The sequence below is a fragment of the Streptomyces sp. P3 genome, assembly GCF_003032475.1.
GTDB lineage: Bacteria > Actinomycetota > Actinomycetes > Streptomycetales > Streptomycetaceae > Streptomyces.
The window spans coordinates 4,412,010-4,428,360 of record NZ_CP028369.1 but is presented as its reverse complement, the minus strand read 5'-3'; the positions used below and the strand labels follow the sequence as shown (position 1 = coordinate 4,428,360).

Sequence of the window (16,351 nt, the reverse complement as noted above, 5' to 3'; positions counted from 1 at the left end):
GCTGAACGCTGTCTCTGATGATGAATATGCTGTCGGAGCGTATTTCCCGTCGAACGAAGGGGTCAAGGGCGATGTCGGCTGTCGAGACGGGGGGCGGAGCGCAGGTCAAGTCCGCGGTGAGGACGGTTGAGCTGCTGGAATACTTCGCCGGCCGCCCCGGGATGCACTCCCTCGCGTCGGTCCAGGAGGCCGTCGGATACCCCAAGTCGAGTCTGTACATGTTGCTGCGCACGCTCGTGGAACTGGGCTGGGTGGAGACCGACGCGACGGGCACGCGCTACGGCATCGGGGTGCGGGCGCTGCTCGTGGGCACCTCGTACATCGACGGCGACGAGGTGGTCGCGTCCGCCCGGCCGACCCTGGACCGGCTCTCGGACGACACCACCGAGACCATCCACCTGGCCCGGCTGGACGGCACGAACGTCGTCTACCTCGCCACCCGCCAGTCGCAGCACTACCTGCGCCCCTTCACCCGGGTCGGCCGCCGGCTGCCCGCGCACTCCACCTCGCTCGGCAAGGCCCTGCTGAGCACCTACACCGACGAGCAGGTCCGCAAGCTGCTCCCGGAGACGCTCCCGGCGCTCACCGAGCACACGATCACGGACCGCGAGAAGCTCATCGAGGAGCTGCACCAGGTCCGCGAGCAGGGCTTCGCGGTGGACCGCGAGGAGAACACCCTGGGCCTGCGCTGCTTCGGCGTGGCGATCCCCTACCGCACGCCTGCCCGGGACGCGATCAGCTGCTCCGTGCCGGTGGCGCGGCTCACGCCGGCGCACGAGCAACTGGTGAAGGACGCCCTGTTCGACGCACGCGACCGGCTGACCCTGGCCACCCGGCGGCTCTGAACCCAGGGCGCGAAGGCCCTACCCTCTGCGGTATGCCGATCGCTCTGCGCAGGGTCCACGACAGCGATCTGCCGGTGTTCTTCCGGCAGACGAACGACCCCGAGTCCCTCGTCATGGCCGCGTTCACCCCGCGGGACCCGACCGACCGGGATGCCTTCGACGACCGCTGGAGCAGGATCCGCGCCTCGTCCGCGGTGGTGCGCACGATCCTGGTGGACGGGGACGTGGTCGGCAGCGCGGCCGTGTACGGGGAGCCGGGCGAGCGCGAGGTGACGTACTGGGTGGACCGCGCGTACTGGGGCCGGGGCATCGCCACGGCGGCGCTGACGGCCCTGCTCGCCGAGGTCCCCGAGCGCCCGCTGTTCGCGCGGGCGGCGGCCGACAACGCCGGTTCCCTCCGGGTCCTCGTGAAGTGCGGCTTCGTGCCCACCGCCCGCGCCACCGGGTACGCCCCCGCGCGGAAGGCGGAGATCGAGGAGGTCGTGCTGCGGCTGGAGAGCTGAGCCGGGCGCAGATGAACGGCCGATGAGAAATCGGATCGGAGGGAACGAACTCCCTCTTCCCGTTCGTCTTTCCGGTCGCCATGAACAAGACGATCAGACGCGCCTCGGTCTTCACGCTGCTGCTGGTGTTCGCCCTGCTGCTGCGGGCGACCTGGGTGCAGTTCTACGAGGGCCGGGCGCTCGCGGACGACTCGCACAACCGGCGCAACGCGATCTCGACGTACGCGGAGCCGCTCGGGAACATCGTCGTGGCCGGGAAGGCGATCACCGGCTCGGCCGTGACCTCGGACAGCGACCTCCGGTACAAGCGCACGTACCCGGACGGCGAGCTGTACGCGGCGGTGACCGGCTACGCCTCGCAGAGCTACGCCCCCACGCAGCTGGAAGGCGTGTACGCGGACCTGCTCGACGGGACGGACCCCCGGCTGAAGACGGTCCTGGACACGGTCACGAACCAGCGGGCGGACCCGGGCGACGTGCTCACCACGATCGACCCGGCGGTGCAGAAGGTGGCGTACGACGCTCTCGGCGACAAGAAGGGCGCGGCCGTCGCGATCGACCCGTCGACGGGCCGGATCCTCGCGGTCGTCTCGACGCCGTCGTACGACCCGTCGTCGCTGACCGACGCCGGCACCGCCGGAGCGGCCTGGCAGAAGCTGAACGCGGACCCCGGCAAGCCCCTCGTCAACCGGGCGCTGCGGCAGCCGCTGGCGCCTGGTTCGACGTTCAAGCTGGTGGTGGCGGCCGCCGCGCTGGAGGACGGGCTGTACAAGTCCGTGGACGAGAAGACCGACAGCGTGGACCCGTACACCCTGCCGGGCACCCGGACGGACCTCAGCAACGAGAACCCGTCCGCGCCCTGCGAGAACGCCTCGATCCGGGTCGCCCTGCAGTACTCCTGCAACAACGTCTTCGCGCACATGGCCGTCGAGCTCGGTCAGGACAAGCTGAAGGCGATGGCCGACAGGTTCGGCTTCGACGACGACAGCCAGGACGTGCCGGTGCGGGCCTACCCGAGCGTGTACCCGTCCGGCATGGACGCCTCGTCGACCGCGCTGACCGGCATCGGCCAGTTCGACGTGACGGCGACCCCGCTGCAGATGGCCATGGTGTCGGCGGCCCTCGCCAACGGCGGCAAGCTGGTCTCGCCGCACATGGTCGAGCAGATCACGAACGGCGACGGCGACGTCCTGGAGGACTACGACGACGAGGCGACCGCCACCCAGGTGGTCAGCTCCTTGACCGCCGAGCAACTGCGGTCGGCGATGCGGACGGTCGTCGAGAAGGGCACGGGCACCAACGCGCTCATCGACGGCGTCACCGTCGGCGGCAAGACGGGCACGGCCCAGAACGGCGAGAACAACAGCAGGGCCCCGTACGCCTGGTTCACCTCGTACGGCAAGTCGGACTCGTCCGGCGAGCAGGTCGCCGTCGCGGTCGTGGTCGAGCAGTCGGACGCGGCGCGTTCCGAGGTCAGCGGCAACGGGCTGGCCGCCCCCGTCGCGAAGGCGATGATGCGGGCGGCGCTGCGGAAGTGACCGGCGGTTACGGGGGCGGCTCCGGGAACGGCCGCCCCCGTCACCTCACTTGACGCCGAGGATCTGCTCGATCGGGTCGATCGCGAAGTACACCAGGAACAGCGCCGAGGCCCCCCACAGCAGCCAGTGCACCTCCTTCGCCTTGCCGAGCACGGTCTTGACGACCACGTACGCGACGAAGCCGGCGCCGATGCCGTTGGTGATCGAGTAGGTGAAGGGCATGACCGCGATGGTGAGGAAGGCCGGAATCGCGATCTCGTACCTGTCCCAGTCGATGTTCTTGACCTGGGTCATCATCAGGAAGCCGACGGCGACGAGGGCCGGGGCGGCCGCCTGGAGCGGGACGATGGTGAGGACCGGCGTCAGGAACAGCGCGAGGGCGAAGAGCGCGCCGGTGATGAGGTTGGAGAACCCGGTGCGCGCACCCTCGCCGACGCCGGCCGCCGACTCGATGTAGGAGGTCGCGGAGGACGACGAGGTCGCGCCGCCCGCGACCGCCGCCGCGCCGTCGATGAGCAGCACCCGGCCGAGCCGGGGCACCTCGCCCTTCTCGTTCAGCAGTCCGGCCTCGGCGCTGATGCCGACGACCGTGCCCATGGTGTCGAAGAAGTCGGACAGGAGGAGCGTGAACACCAGCAGGACGACGGTGACGACGCCGGTCCGACCGAACGCGCCGAACAGGCTGAAGTGGCCGACCAGTCCGAAGTCCGGGGCGCCCACGACGTCCTTCGGCCACGAAGGCGTGGTCAGTCCCCAGGACTTGATGTCGGCGAGCGAGTCGATGACGATCGCGAGCAGCGTCATCGCGACGATGCTGATCAGGATCGCGCCCTTGACCTTGCGGGCGAGCAGTCCGACGGTCAGCAGCACGCCGAGGCAGAAGACGAGGACGGGCCAGCCGCCCAGGGTGCCGGTGCCGCCGAGCTGGACGGGGACGGTGGTGTGCGCGGCGTCGGGGATGCGGCTGACGAAACCGGCGTCGACGAAGCCGATGAAGGCGATGAACAGGCCGATGCCGACGCTGATCGCCTGCTTGAGCGGCTGCGGGATGGCGTGCATGACGGCCTCGCGCAGCCCGGTCGCCACCAGCACGCAGATCAGCAGGCCTTCGAGGACGATGAGGCCCATCGCGTCGTCCCAGCTCATCAGCGGGGCGATCTGGAAGGCGACGACCGCGTTCAGGCCGAGACCCGCGGCGAGTGCGAGGGGCAGGTTGCCGGCGACGCCCATGACGACGGTCATCACCGCGGCCACCAGAGCGGTGGCGGTGGTGAGTTGGACGCTGTCGAGGCGGTGCCCGAACTTGTCCTCGGCGCTGCCCAGGATGATGGGATTCAGGACAAGTATGTAGGCCATGGTGAAGAACGTGGCGGTGCCGCCGCGTATCTCCCGGCCGAACGTGGACCCTCGTTCGGATATCCGGAAGTACCGGTCGACGCTGTTCACCGTCGGTCTCTCACGGCCGGGCCGCTCGGCCTTCTGCTGTGTCTCGGACATGACTGCCACTCCTGGGGGCCGGAACGATCTCGCTGCGGATGCTGGCTGGATTGTTCCCCCGTTGAACCCTCTTCAGGTTTTCGCCGTGTTACGGAATCGGGTTCCGGACACGTTCGGCCTGCCACGCGATGTTCGAACCCCCGACCGAACCGGGGGGTCGCGCACTGCTACGCTTCCCGATCTCGTCCCGACCGCCTCCCCGGGACATCCCCATGTCATCCACATGGCACGCACAGCACAGGTCGCACCGAGAAGAGGTAACCCGTGGGCACAGTCGTCGACGACGCCGCCTCCGTGGAGTTCCACGCCTTCTTCGACCGCCACTACGCCGAACTGTCCCGTCTCGCCTGCCTGCTGACCGGTGAGGCGGACGCCGCCGACGACCTGGCGGCGGACGCGCTCCTCGCGCTGTGGAACCGCTGGGACCGGGTGCGCGCCGCCGACCATCCCGTCGCGTACGCGCGCGGGGTCGTCGCCAACCTCGCCCGCACCCGCATCCGCAGCGCCGTCCGCGAGCGCCGCAGGATCGCGCTGTTCTGGTCGCAGCGCGAGGAGAAGACGGAGAACCCCGATGTCGCCGGCGTCGTGGACGTCCAGTCGGCGCTGCGTAGACTGCCGTTCCGCAAACGGGCCTGTGTGGTGCTGCGGCACGCCTTCGATCTGTCGGAGAAGGACACCGCGCTCGCCCTGGGCGTCTCCGTGGGTACGGTGAAGAGCCAGACCTCCAAGGGGATGGCCGAACTGCAGAAGCTGCTGGGCGGCAAAGGGGCTCCGGTTAGGGTGCCTGCGATGGCACGCGGCCGTCAGGCCGCAGGGAGGGACCGATGACGACGCAGCGGGACGTGCACGGCGAACTGCGCACCCGGCTGCACGCGGCGACCGAGGCGCACGAGCCCGACCGGGCGCGCATCCTGGCCCGGGTCGAGCGCGGCATGGCCGGGCAGGGACAGGCGCAGGTTCGCTCCGCCCACCGGGCGACCCGCCCGCCGCTGTGGAGCTGGGCGCGGATCGTGGGCGCGACGGCCGCGGTCGCGGGCATGCTCGCGGTGGGCGGTTACGCGGTGGCGTCCGCCGTGAAGGGCGACGCCCCGGCGCAGCAGTCCGTCTCCACCTCCTCGCCGCCGGTCGAGTCTCCGGGCGCCACCAGCCGCCCGCCGGCCCCGCCCCGGCCGACTCCGGCCCCGGGCGGCGTCCGGACCCCGGCCGGACCGGGCGTCGCCCCGCCGAAGAGCCCCGAGGCCAGGCCCTCGACGCCCACGGCGTCCCTGCTTCCGGTCACGACCGACGAGGCGGAGGGCCCGCTGTGGTCGGACGGCTCGGTGGACCCGCACAGCAACGACTTCTGGGCGCAGAGCAACGTCACGCTGAAGACGTCCGAGGCGCTCAGCGCGCTCACCGTGCAGCTGAGGGTCGCGCAGACCGGCGGGGTCTCGTCGGCGGGCGCCTGGCGCTCGCTGCCCGAGGGCGACTTCGAGTTCACGGCGGCCGAGCGGGACGGCTTCCTCGTCTACACCTGGGTGCTCAGGCCGGGCCGTACGGTCCCCAAGGGCGAGTGGGTGTTCGCCGGGCAGTACGACCACGACCGCGGCGGCCGTGACGCGAAGGACGACGCCTACGCGATCGCCGGCCGCTCGGACGGCGGTCGGACCGTCGTGGGCGGCGACTTCGCCTCCCACGACGACGAGAAGGACTGAGCGGGCCGTGCGGGGGCGAGGGCGATCCCGCCCCCGCACGGGACGTCAGCCGACGAAGTACGTCGGGTTCGGCAGCTTGTACCTGCGGTCGGCGTAACCGCCCTCGAGGTCGGAGTACTGGTCGCCGAAGTTGGCGATGATCTCGTACCCGAGGTCGTCCTCGATGTGCTTGCGGGTGCCGGACTTGTACTGGACCGTCGTGCAGGTCCAGGCGCCCGGGGTGGCGCAGGCGCTCAGGTAGGACGGCGGGGCGGCGGCGTTCTTGAGGAACATGTGCGCGGCGTCGAGGTTGACGTCGGCGCCGACCTTCTTCAGGTTCTCGACCGCGGCGGTGCGCTGGGCCTCGGCGAGGCCCGAGTTGTAGAAGACCTCGACGCCCTTCTTCTCGGCGTACCGCACCAGTTCGGGGCTGCCGAAGACCGCCGGGCGGTCCGCCTTGTTCACGTACGCCGCCCAGCTGGCGGAGTTGTACGTGTAGTTGTACCGCTTCTCGTAGTCGAGGCTGAGCAGCAGGGTGTCGTCGATGTCGAAGACGACCGCGGGCCGCTGGTGCTTCCTGACCGCCTTGCGGGCGGCCTGGTCGATGTACTTCCGCGCGGCCTTGTCGATGCTCGCGAGGTCCTTGGCGTAGGGGCTGGTCGGCGATGCCTGGTACACGCCGTTCGCGTCCGGGGCGGTGCCGTAGTAGGTGTCGATGTCCTTCACCAGGAGCCCGATGTTGTAGGGCTCGTGCGTGGAGTTGGCCGTTGACTGGCCGGCCGTGGCCGCGCCGGCGCCGTAGAGGGCGGCGCCGGCGACGGCGCAGGCCGCGGCGACGGCCGCGATGCGCAGTGGCTTATGCATGACACGTTTTCTACGCGCGTCACGTGGGTGAGCGCGAGACCCGCCGGGCAAAAAACGGGTCAAGCGCCCCGACGGGCTCAGTTCATGGTCGCTCCGATGGTCGTCGACCCGGTGGTCAGGAACGTGGTGGCGGGCAGGGTGCCGCCGGCGCCGCGGGCGTTGTAGGCGCTGCTCGCGTCCGTCGACCGGAAGGCGGGTGTGGCGATGCCGGAGTCCCAGTTGTTGCCGGACGAGGAGACCTTGGAGCCCTTGTTGACGGCGCCGCCGCCGTTGCTCACCGCGAGGTTCTTGCCGAGCCTGGCCGAGCTGGTGGCGAAGTAGTAGCCCCACTTGCCGTTGGCGTAGGCGGTGGTGCGGTTGAGGACGAGCGCGCCGGTGTTGGAGTTCTCGGTGAAGCCGTTCCCGGCGTCGCCCCAGGCCGCGGAGTTGTTGATGACATGGGCGACCACCTCGCCGTCGCCGCCCAGTTTGTAGCCGTTGCCGTCACCGGCGAAGGCCGGGTCGGACCAGCGGTTGACGCCGTTGCCGAAGGACCAGGTGTGTTCGACGGTCACGGGTGAGGAGAAGGACCAGAAGTCGATGCCGTCGTCCGCGTTGTTGTAGAGGCGGGCCCCGGTGATGAGGTTGCCGCTGCCGGAGCCGAACTTCACGGCGATGCCGTCGGCGTTCTCGCCGTGGTTCGCGGCGTCGTAGTTGCCGTAGCTGTCGATGTTCCTGACGGTGTTGTTGACGGTCCCGTCTCCGGTGAGGGTGAAGCCGGAGTCGCCGCCGTTGACGGTCTTGACGTTGTTCCAGTTGGTGCCCGTGCAGGACTGGCAGACGACCGCGCTGTCCGGGGAGTTCTGGAAGGTGAGGTTGGAGACGTTCCAGTAGTCGGCGGTCAGCTTGAAGATCCAGGCGCCCTGGGGGAGGGACGAGCCGTCGATCTTCACCGTCTCCGAGCCGTAGGCCGTGAGGGTCACCGGCGAGGAGGAGGTGCCGTTGGCCGTGGACTGCAGGGTGGCGGTCGGGTAATAGGTGCCGCCGCGGACCTGGATGACCGTGCCCGCGGTGGCGTTCCTGATGGCGTTGGACAGGTCCGTGGAGTTGCCGACCACCACGGTGGCGGCCTGCGCCTGGGTGGGCAGGAAGGCGAGTCCGCCGCCCAGGGCGAGGGCGGCGAGGGCGAGGCGAGCGGTACGACGAGACATGGAGTGCGGGTCCTTTCCGTCGTTCATGGGGGGGGTGGAGGGGGACAGGGCGGACGGGGGGAGGGTGCAGGACGAGGGCTGCCGCGCAGGGACGTTGTCGGAGCCGCGAAGGCCCGGCGGCGCCTCTTTGCCGGGGTCACCGGCGCCCGTAGGGCCTCCAGTCGCCCAGGTACGTCCGCGGGGTGTGCAGGGCGGCCTGCGCCGGGGTCAGCTGCGGGCGGTTCTCCGGCACCGAGATCACCGCTCCCGGACCGGAGTTGGCGTACTCGCGGAAGCGCATGGTCTGCCAGGGGTAGGCCTCGCGCATGTCGACGTACGGCGTCACCGCGTCGATGCCGGGGCCGATCCAGCTGTCCCGGACGACCAGCGAGGGCCAGGCGGTCGTCTCGTAGGACGGCACCCAGGGCCGGGCGATCTTGTACGCGGCGTCCTCCGCGGCGGAGGTGATCCGGCTGCGCAGGGCGAGGAAGCCGTAGGGGTCGGCCCGGGCGGTGGCCGGGGCGAAGACCATGCCCTTGGGCGTGAAGGCCACGTCCCGCCGCAGGGTGTGGAAGCGGCAGGCGTCGAAGACGGCCCGGGCCCGCCCGAAGACGAAGTCGACGTCGCCCTCGATGTGGCAGTGGCGGTAGTACTGCCGGTCGAAGGCGTCGAGTGCGGTGGTGTCCGCGAAGAGGGTGTCCTGGTGCGCGAGGAACCGGACGTTCTCGAAGTGCGAGCGGTCGCCGGTGACGCGGGCGGCGACGGCCTGGGTGCCGGTGATCTCCGGGTGGTCGGCGCGCAGCCAGTCGTTGGCCAGCGTGAGGTCGCGCACGGTGAGGCCGGGCGCGGCGGAGGTGAAGGTGGCGGAGCCCGCGGTGCCGTGGGTGCCCGAACCGTCCGGCCTGGGCGTGCCGGCCGCGTTGTCGTACACCACGACGGCGGCGCGCGGGTCGCGGCACGCGCCGCGCAGGGTCAGTTCCGCCTTGTCCGGCGGGACGTCGACGACCTCCCGGTACGTTCCCGGGTGGACGACGATCGTCCAGCCGGGGCCGTCGACCGCGTCCACGGCCCGCTGGACGCTGTCGCCGGGGCGGACGTGCAGGACGCGGCGGGAGTGCGCGTGGGCGGCGGGCGCCCCGGTGAACAGGGCGGCGCCGGTGGCGGCGAGGAGGGTGCGGCGGGACAGCATCTCAGCACTCCCCCTTCCAGGGCTCCCAGTCGCCGAGATGGGCCTCGCGGGTCGCCGACCGGGCCTGGTCGCGGGTGAGCTGCGGGCGGTTCTCGGGGACGGTGACCCGGGCTCCCGGCCCGGTGTTGCGGTACTCGGCGAACCGCTGGCTCTGCCAGGGGAAGGAGGCCGACATGTTCGTGTAGGGCGCCGCCGCGTCGATGCCGGCGTCCATCCGGGTGTCGCGGACGGTGAGCATCGGGCGGGCGGTGGTGTCGGAGCTGGGCACCCAGGGGCGGGCCAGTTTGTAGAAGGCGTCGGGGGCCTCGCTGCTGATCCGGCTCCGGACGACCAGCTGGCCGAGCGGGTTGGCGCCCGCCGTGGAGGGCGCGAAGACGAAGCCGTAGGGCGCGCCGGCCAGGTCGGTGCGGTTCAGGGTGCGGAAGTGGCACTGCTCGTACACGGCGGTGGCGCGGCCGAAGACGAAGTCGACGTCGCCTTCGACGTAGCAGTGCGCGTAGTACTGCCGGGCGAAGGCGGTCAGGGACATCGAGTCGGCGTACAGGGTGTCCTGGTGGCCGAGGAAGCGGCAGTGGTGGAAGGCGGAGCGGTCGCCCTGGACCTTGACGGCGACGGCCTGGGTGCCGGCGATCTCGGGGTGGTCGGCGCGCAGCCAGTCGTTGGCGAAGGTGATCCGGTGGGCGGTGAAGCCGGCGGCCTGCAGGGTGGTGGTGGCCGAGCCGGTGGTGCCGTGGGTGCCGCCGCCGGGCTTGGGGGTGCCGGCCGCGGTGTCGTGGACGATCACGACGTCCCGGGGGTCCTCGCAGGCGCCGATCCAGGTGGCCTCGGTGCGGGTGGCGTCGAGGACCACGGTCTCCCGGTAGACGCCGGGGGCGAGGACGAGGGTCCAGCCGCTGCCGGCGGCGGCGGTGACGGCGTCCCGCACGGTCGTGAAGTCGCCCCGGCCGAGCGGGTCGACGTAGAGGGTCTGCGGGGTGCGGCGGGCGGCCGGGGAGCCGTGCCGGCCGAACGGGCGGCGGGTGCCCGCCGAGGCCCGGGCGGACGGGGCGGCCAGGGCGAGGGCGGCGGCCGTTCCCGCGCTCGCGGTGAGGAACCGCCTTCTGGAAACGGGGTGCATACGGGTGCTCCTTGACGGTGCGGGTGCTCCTTGACGGTGCGGGGGTGGCCGGGGCGACGAAGGGCGTCGGCGCCCCGGCCGACGGGAGGTGCGAGGTCAGCCGAGGCGTCCCGCGCCCGCGCCGCAGCCGACGATGCGGGGGACCGCCTTCGCCGGGTCGACCCTGGTGCGCAGGGTGGGCGTCCAGCCGGCGCCGGACTCGAGGGTCTCCGCGGGGATCTGGGCGTTGTGGACGGCGATCAGGTCGGTCTTCACGCCGTTGACGTAGTTGTCGGCGGCGGTCAGCGGCGAGACGCTCCACCGCTTGAGCACCTTGGCCGCGCTGACCCCCTGCGGCAGTGTGAACGCGTTGTGCTCGGCGACGAGCTTGGACTCCTTGCCGATGCCGAAGCTGTAGGAGTAGTCGTCGCCCGCGACGAAGTGGTTGTTGTAGGAGTCGACCTGCCCGAAGCGGACGCGGGGCGCGCGCTCGACCAGGTTCGCGAAGAGGTTGTGGTGGAAGGTGGTCCGCAGATGTCCCCGGTCGCCGGCGGCGGTGGACTCGCTGTCGCTGTTGCCGATGAGGATCGTCTTGTCGTGGTCGCCGAAGACGTTCCAGGAGGCCGTGACGTAGTCGGCGCCGCGCACGATGTCGAGTTCGCCGTCGTGCTGCTGGTAGAGCATGCCGAAGTAGGTCGGGGCGGCGCTGTCGGGGTGGGTGCCGTCGGTGAAGGTGTTGTGGTCCAGCCAGACGTGGGTGGAGCCGTAGACGACGGCGGTGTCGTACTCGGAGTTCCAGTTGCCCTTGGAGCCGTCGGTCGGGTCCCACTGGGGGAAGCAGTCGATGGGCGACTCGAAGGACAGGTTGCGCAGGATCACGTTGTCGACGGCCTTGATCTGCAGGCTGACGCCCTTGAATCCGGCGCCCCGCCCGATGCCGACGATGGTGGTGTTGGAGGGGATGTTCGCCTTGATGGCCTTGTCCTGGTTGGCGGCGGACACCCGCCGCAGCCCCTCGGGACTGCCGTCGGGCTCGGCGGCGAGGTCGGTGTCCAGTCCCCAGGCCTCGGGCGAGTACTTCGCGAGGTAGGAGTCGAAGTCGTAGCCGGGCGCGGCGAAGGCGTCGCACCCCTCGGCGACGGCGTCGATGACACCCTTCACCTTGATGATCTTCGGCGTGTCGCCCCCGGCGGCGAGGGCGGCCTTGAACTCGGCCCAGGTGGTGACGGTGCGGACGTGGGCGGCGTCGGCGGCCGAGCCGCCCGTCGTCCCGGTGCCGGACGAGGCCCAGCCGTCGTTCGCGGGCAGCACCTGCCGGCCGAGGTCGGGGGCGGCGTGCCGGGCGCGGGTGTGGTGCTGGCCCTGGGCGGACGCCGTGCCGGTCACGGACAGCACCAGCGCGGTGCAGCCCACCAGGACACCAATGACACGTCCATGACATCTCTGAGTACGCACTGTGCGGTTCTCCTTCTGTTGCGTCAGCGGGTCGGCCTGCGCCGACCGGTCCCGCCGCGCCGGCTGATCGGGCGCGCCGGCTGTTCGGGCCGCGCCGACGGGTCGGGCCGGCGAATCGGGGGACGGCGGAGGGTCGGGCTACGCCAGCGGGTCGGGCCAGGTGATCCAGGACGGGGGGATTTGTTCGTTGAGCCGGACCACGTCACGCGGGGCCAGCACCCGGGTGCGCAGCAGCTCCCGTACGGCGAGGCGCGCCACGGCGATCGCGCCCGGCGGGTTGAAGTGCGTGTTGTCCTGCTCGGTGGCGGTCCAGTTGAAGTACGTCTTCGTCTCCTCGACGCCCAGCTGCTGCCAGAGCGCCAGCGACAGCGCCTGGACGTCGAGCAGCGCGACCCGCTCCTGCGCGGCGAGCGCGCGCATGGCGGCGGGGTATTCCCCGTGCGTCGGCAGGGCCTTGCCCGCGGCGTCGAACCGGCGCCGCTCCACGGGCGTGGCGAGGACCGGGCGGGCCCCCTTCGCCCGTGCGCCCGCGAGGTACTGCCGCAGGCAGTCCTGGTACGTCGTCCAGGGCTCGGTGTAGCGGGTGGGGTCGGTCGTCTTCTCGTCGTTGTGCGCGAACTGGACGAGCAGCAGGTCCCCCGGGCGGATCGCCGCGAGGACGGCGTCGAGCCTTCCCTCGTCGATGAAGCTCTTGGAACTGCGGCCGTTCACCGCGTGGTTGGCGACGGGCAGGCCGGCGTGCAGGAAGAAGGGCAGTGCCATGCCCCACCCGGTCTCGGGTGCGGCGTCGGAGTACTTCTGGGCGGCGGTGGAGTCGCCGGCGATGTAGACCGTGCGGGACCGGCGGGCGCCGGCGTGGGCGGGACCGGCGGCCGTGGCGCCGAGCGGAACGGCGGCGAGGGCCGCGGCGGTGACCTGTCTGCGGGTGAGCGACACCAACGTGCACCTTTCGCGTGTGGGAGACGGGGGAACCGCGCGACCGGCCGGGGCGGGCCGGCGGTTCCCCCGCGACGACATTGCCCGAGCGGTTATCCGTGGTTCTTCTTCCAGTCGGCCTGGGCTTTGTTCAGCTGGTCGGCCAGCGTGTCCAGGAACTGCTTCGCGGTCATCTTGCCGAGCAGCACCTTCTGGAAGTTCGGCTCGTTGTCGGCCTTGGAGATGGTGTTCCAGTCGGGCAGGTAGTAGGGCAGCTGCACGATCTTCGTGCTGGTGCCCGTCAGCGCCTCGGCGGCCAGCTTCGTCGGCTCGGACTCCTGGACCCAGCTGTCCTGCGCGGCCTCGAGGTTCGCCGGGATCGAGCCCGCCGACTTGTTCCACTTGCTGTTGGACGCGTGCGAGGCGGCGAACTCGATGAACTTCCAGGCGGCGGTCTTGTTCTTGCTCGACTTGAACAGGCCGAGCCCGTCCACCGGGTTGGAGACCTGCACCCGGGTGCCGTTGTCCTGCGTCGGCGCGGGGATGCCCTTGAACTTGCCGGCCAGCGCCTTCTGGTGGTCCTTGTACGAGCCCAGGTTGTGGCTCAGCATGCCGATGGTGCCGGAGTCCCACTGGGCGACCATCTTGGTGAAGTCGTTGTTGACGTCGGCGGACGGGGTGTCCTTCTTGAACAGGCCGACGTACTTCTCCAGTGCGGCCACGTTCTTCGGGTCGTTGACGGTGGTCTTGTCACCGCTCCAGAACTCGGTGAGGCCGCTCTGCCCGTAGGCCGCGTCGAGGGCCGGGGAGATCGAGCCGGAACCGCCTCGGATGGTGTAGCCGAAGGCGTTCTTGTCCTTGTCGGTCAGCTTGTCGGCGGCCTCGTAGAACTTCGACCAGGTGGTCGGCGCGTCAAGGCCCGCCTTCTGGAAGAGGTCCGTGCGGTACCAGAGGGTGCCGTTGTTGGCGGAGGTCGGCACGGAGTACGCCTTGCCGTCGATGCCGGCGGCCTTGACGCTGTCCAGGAACTTCGCGTTGAGCTTGCCGCCGAGGCCGCTCTTCTCCAGCCGGCTGTCGAGCGGCTCGAGGGCGCCCTGCGCCGCGACCTCGGCGAGCATCGCGGCGCCCACCCCGCCGACGTCGGGCAGTCCGCCGCCCTGGATCGCGGTGTCGTACTTGGACTGGACGCTGTCGGCGGGCACACCGACGTACTTGACCTTGATGTCCGGGTTCGCCTTCTCGAAGTCGGCGATGATCTCCTTCCAGACGTCGGTGCGGACACCGCCGTTGTTGTCCCAGAAGGTGATCTCCCCCTTGCCGGAGCCGTCGCCTCCCTTGTCCCCCGCCGCACCGCTGCCGTCGTCGCCGCAGGCGGTGGCGGTCAGCGCGAGCACGGTGGTGACGGCGAGGGCCAGGGCGGCGCGCCTGCTTCTGCGGATGCTGCTTGTCATGTGGTCGGCTCTCTTCTTCTCTGGATCCCTGCGGAGATATGAAGTTGTGGGGGGTCAGTGGGTGGTGCGGCGGTGCGGCGCCCAGCCGTCCGCGCCCTTGAGGTAGGCCGTGACGGTGTACGCCTTCGCGTCGGCGTCGCTCAGCTGGGGGCGGTCGGCGGTGACGGTGGCCCCCGGCCCGTGGTTGCGGTACTCCGCGAAGCGGGCGTCCCGCCACGAGAACCCGCTCATGTCGGTCCACGGCGACGACTTGACCGCCGCCGGCAACGCGGTGTCGCGGATCAGTACCTGGCCCACCGCCGCCGGCTCCCCGCCGGGATGCCAGGGCCGTCCGAGGTGGAAGGACTGCTCCGGCGCGTCGCTGACCACCTCCGAGCAGGTGATCAGGAACCCGTACGGGTTGCCCGTCCAGGTCGAGGCGGCCGTCATGTAGCCGTTGTTGGTGGCCGACCCCCGGCTCAGCAGCCGGATCACCGACCGCTCGATCACTGTCGTGGCCCGCCCGTAGACGAAGTCGACGTCGCCTTCGATGTAGGAGTCCCGCACGTACACCCGGCTGTGGGTCGTCAGCTTGGGGCTGTCGGTCATCAACGTGTCCTGGTTGCCGAGGAACGCCGTGTTCTCGAAGACGATCCGGTCGCCGGTGGTCTTCATGGCGAGGGCCTGCTCGCCTTTCAGCTCGACCGCGGACTCGTCGAAGTCGTTGCTGAAGGTGATGTTGCGGGCGGTGACGTCGTTCGCGGCGATCCGGACGGTGGCACTCCCCGTCGAACCCCCGTACTCGGCGGGCGTGTCGTGGACGATGACGGTGTCGGAACGATCGTGTCCGGTGCCGCGCAGCGCGATGTTCGGCTTGGTCGCGGGGATGTACACCTTCTCGCGGTACGTGCCCGGCGCGACGGCGACGGTGACGCCGACGGAGTTGCCGTCGGGCACGGCGTCCACGGCGGCCTGGACCGTCGGGTAGTCGCCCGGCACGTTCAGCGTGACCGCGCCGCCGATCTGTCTCTGCGGCCCGGAGAACCGGGTGACCAGCGCGGGGACGGCTGCCGCCGGGTCCAGCCGGTAGGTGTAGAACTCCCGCGGGTCGAAGGCCGCGCCCCGCTCGTCGGTCCGTCCGCTCGTCCTCCGCAGGATCGACCCGCGCTCGACCAGCTCGGCCGTCGCATCGGCCTGGTACGGGTGCTGGACCCGGTCGTAGTAGCTGTTCTCTATGACCATCTTCGTGCGGCCCCGCGACCAGTTCCCGTAGGTCCACACCGGGTCGCCGTCGGCGACCTGCGCCGAGAGGTAGTTGTTGTAGAGGTGGGCGTAGGCGCAGTTGTCCGCCGAGGGGTTGCGCTGCTTGGTGCCCGTGAACCAGTTGTGGTCCATGGTGATCTGGGTCAGGACGTTCGGCGTCCAGCCGATGCCCAGCGCCTTGTTGTGGTGGCTGAACCGGTTGTAGGAGACGGTGATGTACTGGCTGTCCTTGCGGATGTCGAGCAGCCCGTCGCCCATGTGCGTGAAGCGGTTGTGGTCGATCCATACGTGGTCGACGGTGTCCATCTGGACGGCGTCGAAGTCGGTCGTCTTGCCGTCCCAGTCGCCCTCGACGTAGCTGTCCCGGATCGTCAGGTTGCGGATGATCACGTTGTGCGTGCCGGGGTTCAGGTGCAGCTCGCCGTGCACGATCTCGCCGGTGTCGCCGACCCCGATGATCGTCTTGTTCGAGGTCACCACGATGTCGGAGCCGAACGGCTCGACGGCCACCGTGCCCTCGACGCGGATGACGTACGGCTCCTCGGCCGCGGCGTACCGGGCCAGCGAGGCCTGGTCGGTGACGGTGACGACCCGGCCGCCCGCGCCGCCGGTGGTGCCGCCGGCGAGGGAGGCGAAGCCGTGGGCCCGGTCCGTCCAGCGGTCCGCCGGAGCGCCCGGGGCGGCGGTCCGCGGCGCGTCGGCCGGCGCCGCGTCAGTGGTCACGGGTGCGGAGGCGGTCCGCGGAGCGGATGCCGTCCCCGTCGCCGAGGCGGCGGCCCGGGCCTCGCCGGCCGCGCCGAGGCAGCACGCCGCCAGCAGGCAGGCGATGGCCGCCAGGACCGAGGCCGGCCTTGGCAAGCGCTTGCTAGGGAAGTGCGTCATTGCGGCTCCCAACAGGCTTACAGCGGAAGTGG

The 16,351-nt window shown here is 70.7% G+C and carries 14 protein-coding genes; 5 read left to right on the top strand and 9 right to left on the bottom strand.

What is annotated here, in order from left to right; all coding sequences use genetic code 11:
• Window positions 1-71: 71 nt before the first annotated feature.
• From C6376_RS19860 to C6376_RS19850, 3 genes are all read left to right on the top strand, one after another.
• A complete protein-coding gene (locus tag C6376_RS19860; protein WP_107444662.1) occupies window positions 72-845 on the top strand; it encodes an IclR family transcriptional regulator in 774 nt (257 codons plus the stop codon).
• A gap of 32 nt (window positions 846-877) precedes the next feature.
• Window positions 878-1,348, top strand: a complete 471-nt coding sequence (locus tag C6376_RS19855; protein ID WP_107444661.1) for a GNAT family N-acetyltransferase — start codon at window positions 878-880, stop codon at window positions 1,346-1,348.
• An 80-nt stretch (window positions 1,349-1,428) separates the two neighbouring features.
• On the top strand, window positions 1,429-2,886 hold the full coding sequence (locus C6376_RS19850) for a penicillin-binding protein 2 (RefSeq protein WP_107444660.1): 1,458 nt from the start codon (window positions 1,429-1,431) through the stop codon (window positions 2,884-2,886).
• 45 nt (window positions 2,887-2,931) lie between these two features.
• Here the strand turns inward: C6376_RS19850 and C6376_RS19845 are convergent, their stop codons facing one another.
• Window positions 2,932-4,383, bottom strand: a complete 1,452-nt coding sequence (locus C6376_RS19845; RefSeq protein ID WP_107444659.1) for an NCS2 family permease — start codon at window positions 4,381-4,383, stop codon at window positions 2,932-2,934.
• A 264-nt stretch (window positions 4,384-4,647) separates the two neighbouring features.
• On the opposite strand from C6376_RS19845, the gene C6376_RS19840 reads away from it, so the two are divergent.
• Both C6376_RS19840 and C6376_RS19835 read left to right on the top strand, forming a co-directional pair.
• Window positions 4,648-5,211: a SigE family RNA polymerase sigma factor gene (locus C6376_RS19840; RefSeq protein WP_107444658.1), complete on the top strand. Its 564-nt coding sequence runs from the start codon at window positions 4,648-4,650 to the stop codon at window positions 5,209-5,211.
• Window positions 5,208-6,077, top strand: coding sequence for a hypothetical protein (locus C6376_RS19835; RefSeq protein WP_107444657.1), 870 nt, complete (start codon window positions 5,208-5,210; stop codon window positions 6,075-6,077). The genes C6376_RS19840 and C6376_RS19835 overlap by 4 nt, the downstream gene beginning before the upstream one ends.
• Window positions 6,078-6,122: 45 nt before the next feature.
• Here C6376_RS19835 and C6376_RS19830 read toward each other — a convergent pair whose 3' ends face one another.
• The 8 genes from C6376_RS19830 to C6376_RS19795 all read right to left on the bottom strand — a co-directional run bounded on the left by C6376_RS19830 (window position 6,123) and on the right by C6376_RS19795 (window position 16,319).
• Entirely contained in the window at window positions 6,123-6,920 is a 798-nt protein-coding gene (locus C6376_RS19830) for an HAD family acid phosphatase (RefSeq protein ID WP_107444656.1), read from the bottom strand.
• A gap of 77 nt (window positions 6,921-6,997) precedes the next feature.
• Window positions 6,998-8,110, bottom strand: coding sequence for a chondroitinase-B domain-containing protein (locus C6376_RS19825; RefSeq protein ID WP_107444655.1), 1,113 nt, complete (start codon window positions 8,108-8,110; stop codon window positions 6,998-7,000).
• Between the two features lie 136 nt (window positions 8,111-8,246).
• The gene (locus C6376_RS19820) at window positions 8,247-9,278 is read right to left on the bottom strand and encodes a pectinesterase family protein (RefSeq protein ID WP_173985685.1); all 1,032 of its coding nucleotides are present in this window, start codon (window positions 9,276-9,278) and stop codon (window positions 8,247-8,249) included.
• Window position 9,279: 1 nt separating this feature from the next.
• Window positions 9,280-10,395: a pectinesterase family protein gene (locus C6376_RS19815; protein ID WP_107444654.1), complete on the bottom strand. Its 1,116-nt coding sequence runs from the start codon at window positions 10,393-10,395 to the stop codon at window positions 9,280-9,282.
• A 96-nt stretch (window positions 10,396-10,491) separates the two neighbouring features.
• The gene (locus tag C6376_RS19810; protein ID WP_107444653.1) at window positions 10,492-11,829 is read right to left on the bottom strand and encodes a polysaccharide lyase family 1 protein; all 1,338 of its coding nucleotides are present in this window, start codon (window positions 11,827-11,829) and stop codon (window positions 10,492-10,494) included.
• Window positions 11,830-11,967: 138 nt separating this feature from the next.
• Window positions 11,968-12,765, bottom strand: a complete 798-nt coding sequence (locus tag C6376_RS19805; RefSeq protein WP_107444652.1) for a rhamnogalacturonan acetylesterase — start codon at window positions 12,763-12,765, stop codon at window positions 11,968-11,970.
• A 92-nt stretch (window positions 12,766-12,857) separates the two neighbouring features.
• Window positions 12,858-14,195: a sugar ABC transporter substrate-binding protein gene (locus C6376_RS19800; protein ID WP_107444651.1), complete on the bottom strand. Its 1,338-nt coding sequence runs from the start codon at window positions 14,193-14,195 to the stop codon at window positions 12,858-12,860.
• A 54-nt stretch (window positions 14,196-14,249) separates the two neighbouring features.
• Window positions 14,250-16,319: a pectinesterase family protein gene (locus C6376_RS19795; protein ID WP_107444650.1), complete on the bottom strand. Its 2,070-nt coding sequence runs from the start codon at window positions 16,317-16,319 to the stop codon at window positions 14,250-14,252.
• Window positions 16,320-16,351 lie beyond the last annotated feature (32 nt).

Bases quoted from the DNA above. Each gene is read 5' to 3' on its own strand.
- C6376_RS19835 (WP_107444657.1), top strand. From the start codon at position 5,208: ATGACGACGCAGCGGGACGTGCACGGCGAACTGCGCACCCGGCTGCAC.
- C6376_RS19795 (WP_107444650.1), bottom strand. From the start codon at position 16,319: ATGACGCACTTCCCTAGCAAGCGCTTGCCAAGGCCGGCCTCGGTCCTG.
- C6376_RS19830 (WP_107444656.1), bottom strand. From the start codon at position 6,920: ATGCATAAGCCACTGCGCATCGCGGCCGTCGCCGCGGCCTGCGCCGTC.
- C6376_RS19825 (WP_107444655.1), bottom strand. From the start codon at position 8,110: ATGTCTCGTCGTACCGCTCGCCTCGCCCTCGCCGCCCTCGCCCTGGGC.
- C6376_RS19860 (WP_107444662.1), top strand. From the start codon at position 72: ATGTCGGCTGTCGAGACGGGGGGCGGAGCGCAGGTCAAGTCCGCGGTG.
- C6376_RS19815 (WP_107444654.1), bottom strand. From the start codon at position 10,395: ATGCACCCCGTTTCCAGAAGGCGGTTCCTCACCGCGAGCGCGGGAACG.
- C6376_RS19845 (WP_107444659.1), bottom strand. From the start codon at position 4,383: ATGTCCGAGACACAGCAGAAGGCCGAGCGGCCCGGCCGTGAGAGACCG.
- C6376_RS19800 (WP_107444651.1), bottom strand. From the start codon at position 14,195: ATGACAAGCAGCATCCGCAGAAGCAGGCGCGCCGCCCTGGCCCTCGCC.
- C6376_RS19820 (WP_173985685.1), bottom strand. From the start codon at position 9,278: ATGCTGTCCCGCCGCACCCTCCTCGCCGCCACCGGCGCCGCCCTGTTC.
- C6376_RS19855 (WP_107444661.1), top strand. From the start codon at position 878: ATGCCGATCGCTCTGCGCAGGGTCCACGACAGCGATCTGCCGGTGTTC.
- C6376_RS19850 (WP_107444660.1), top strand. From the start codon at position 1,429: ATGAACAAGACGATCAGACGCGCCTCGGTCTTCACGCTGCTGCTGGTG.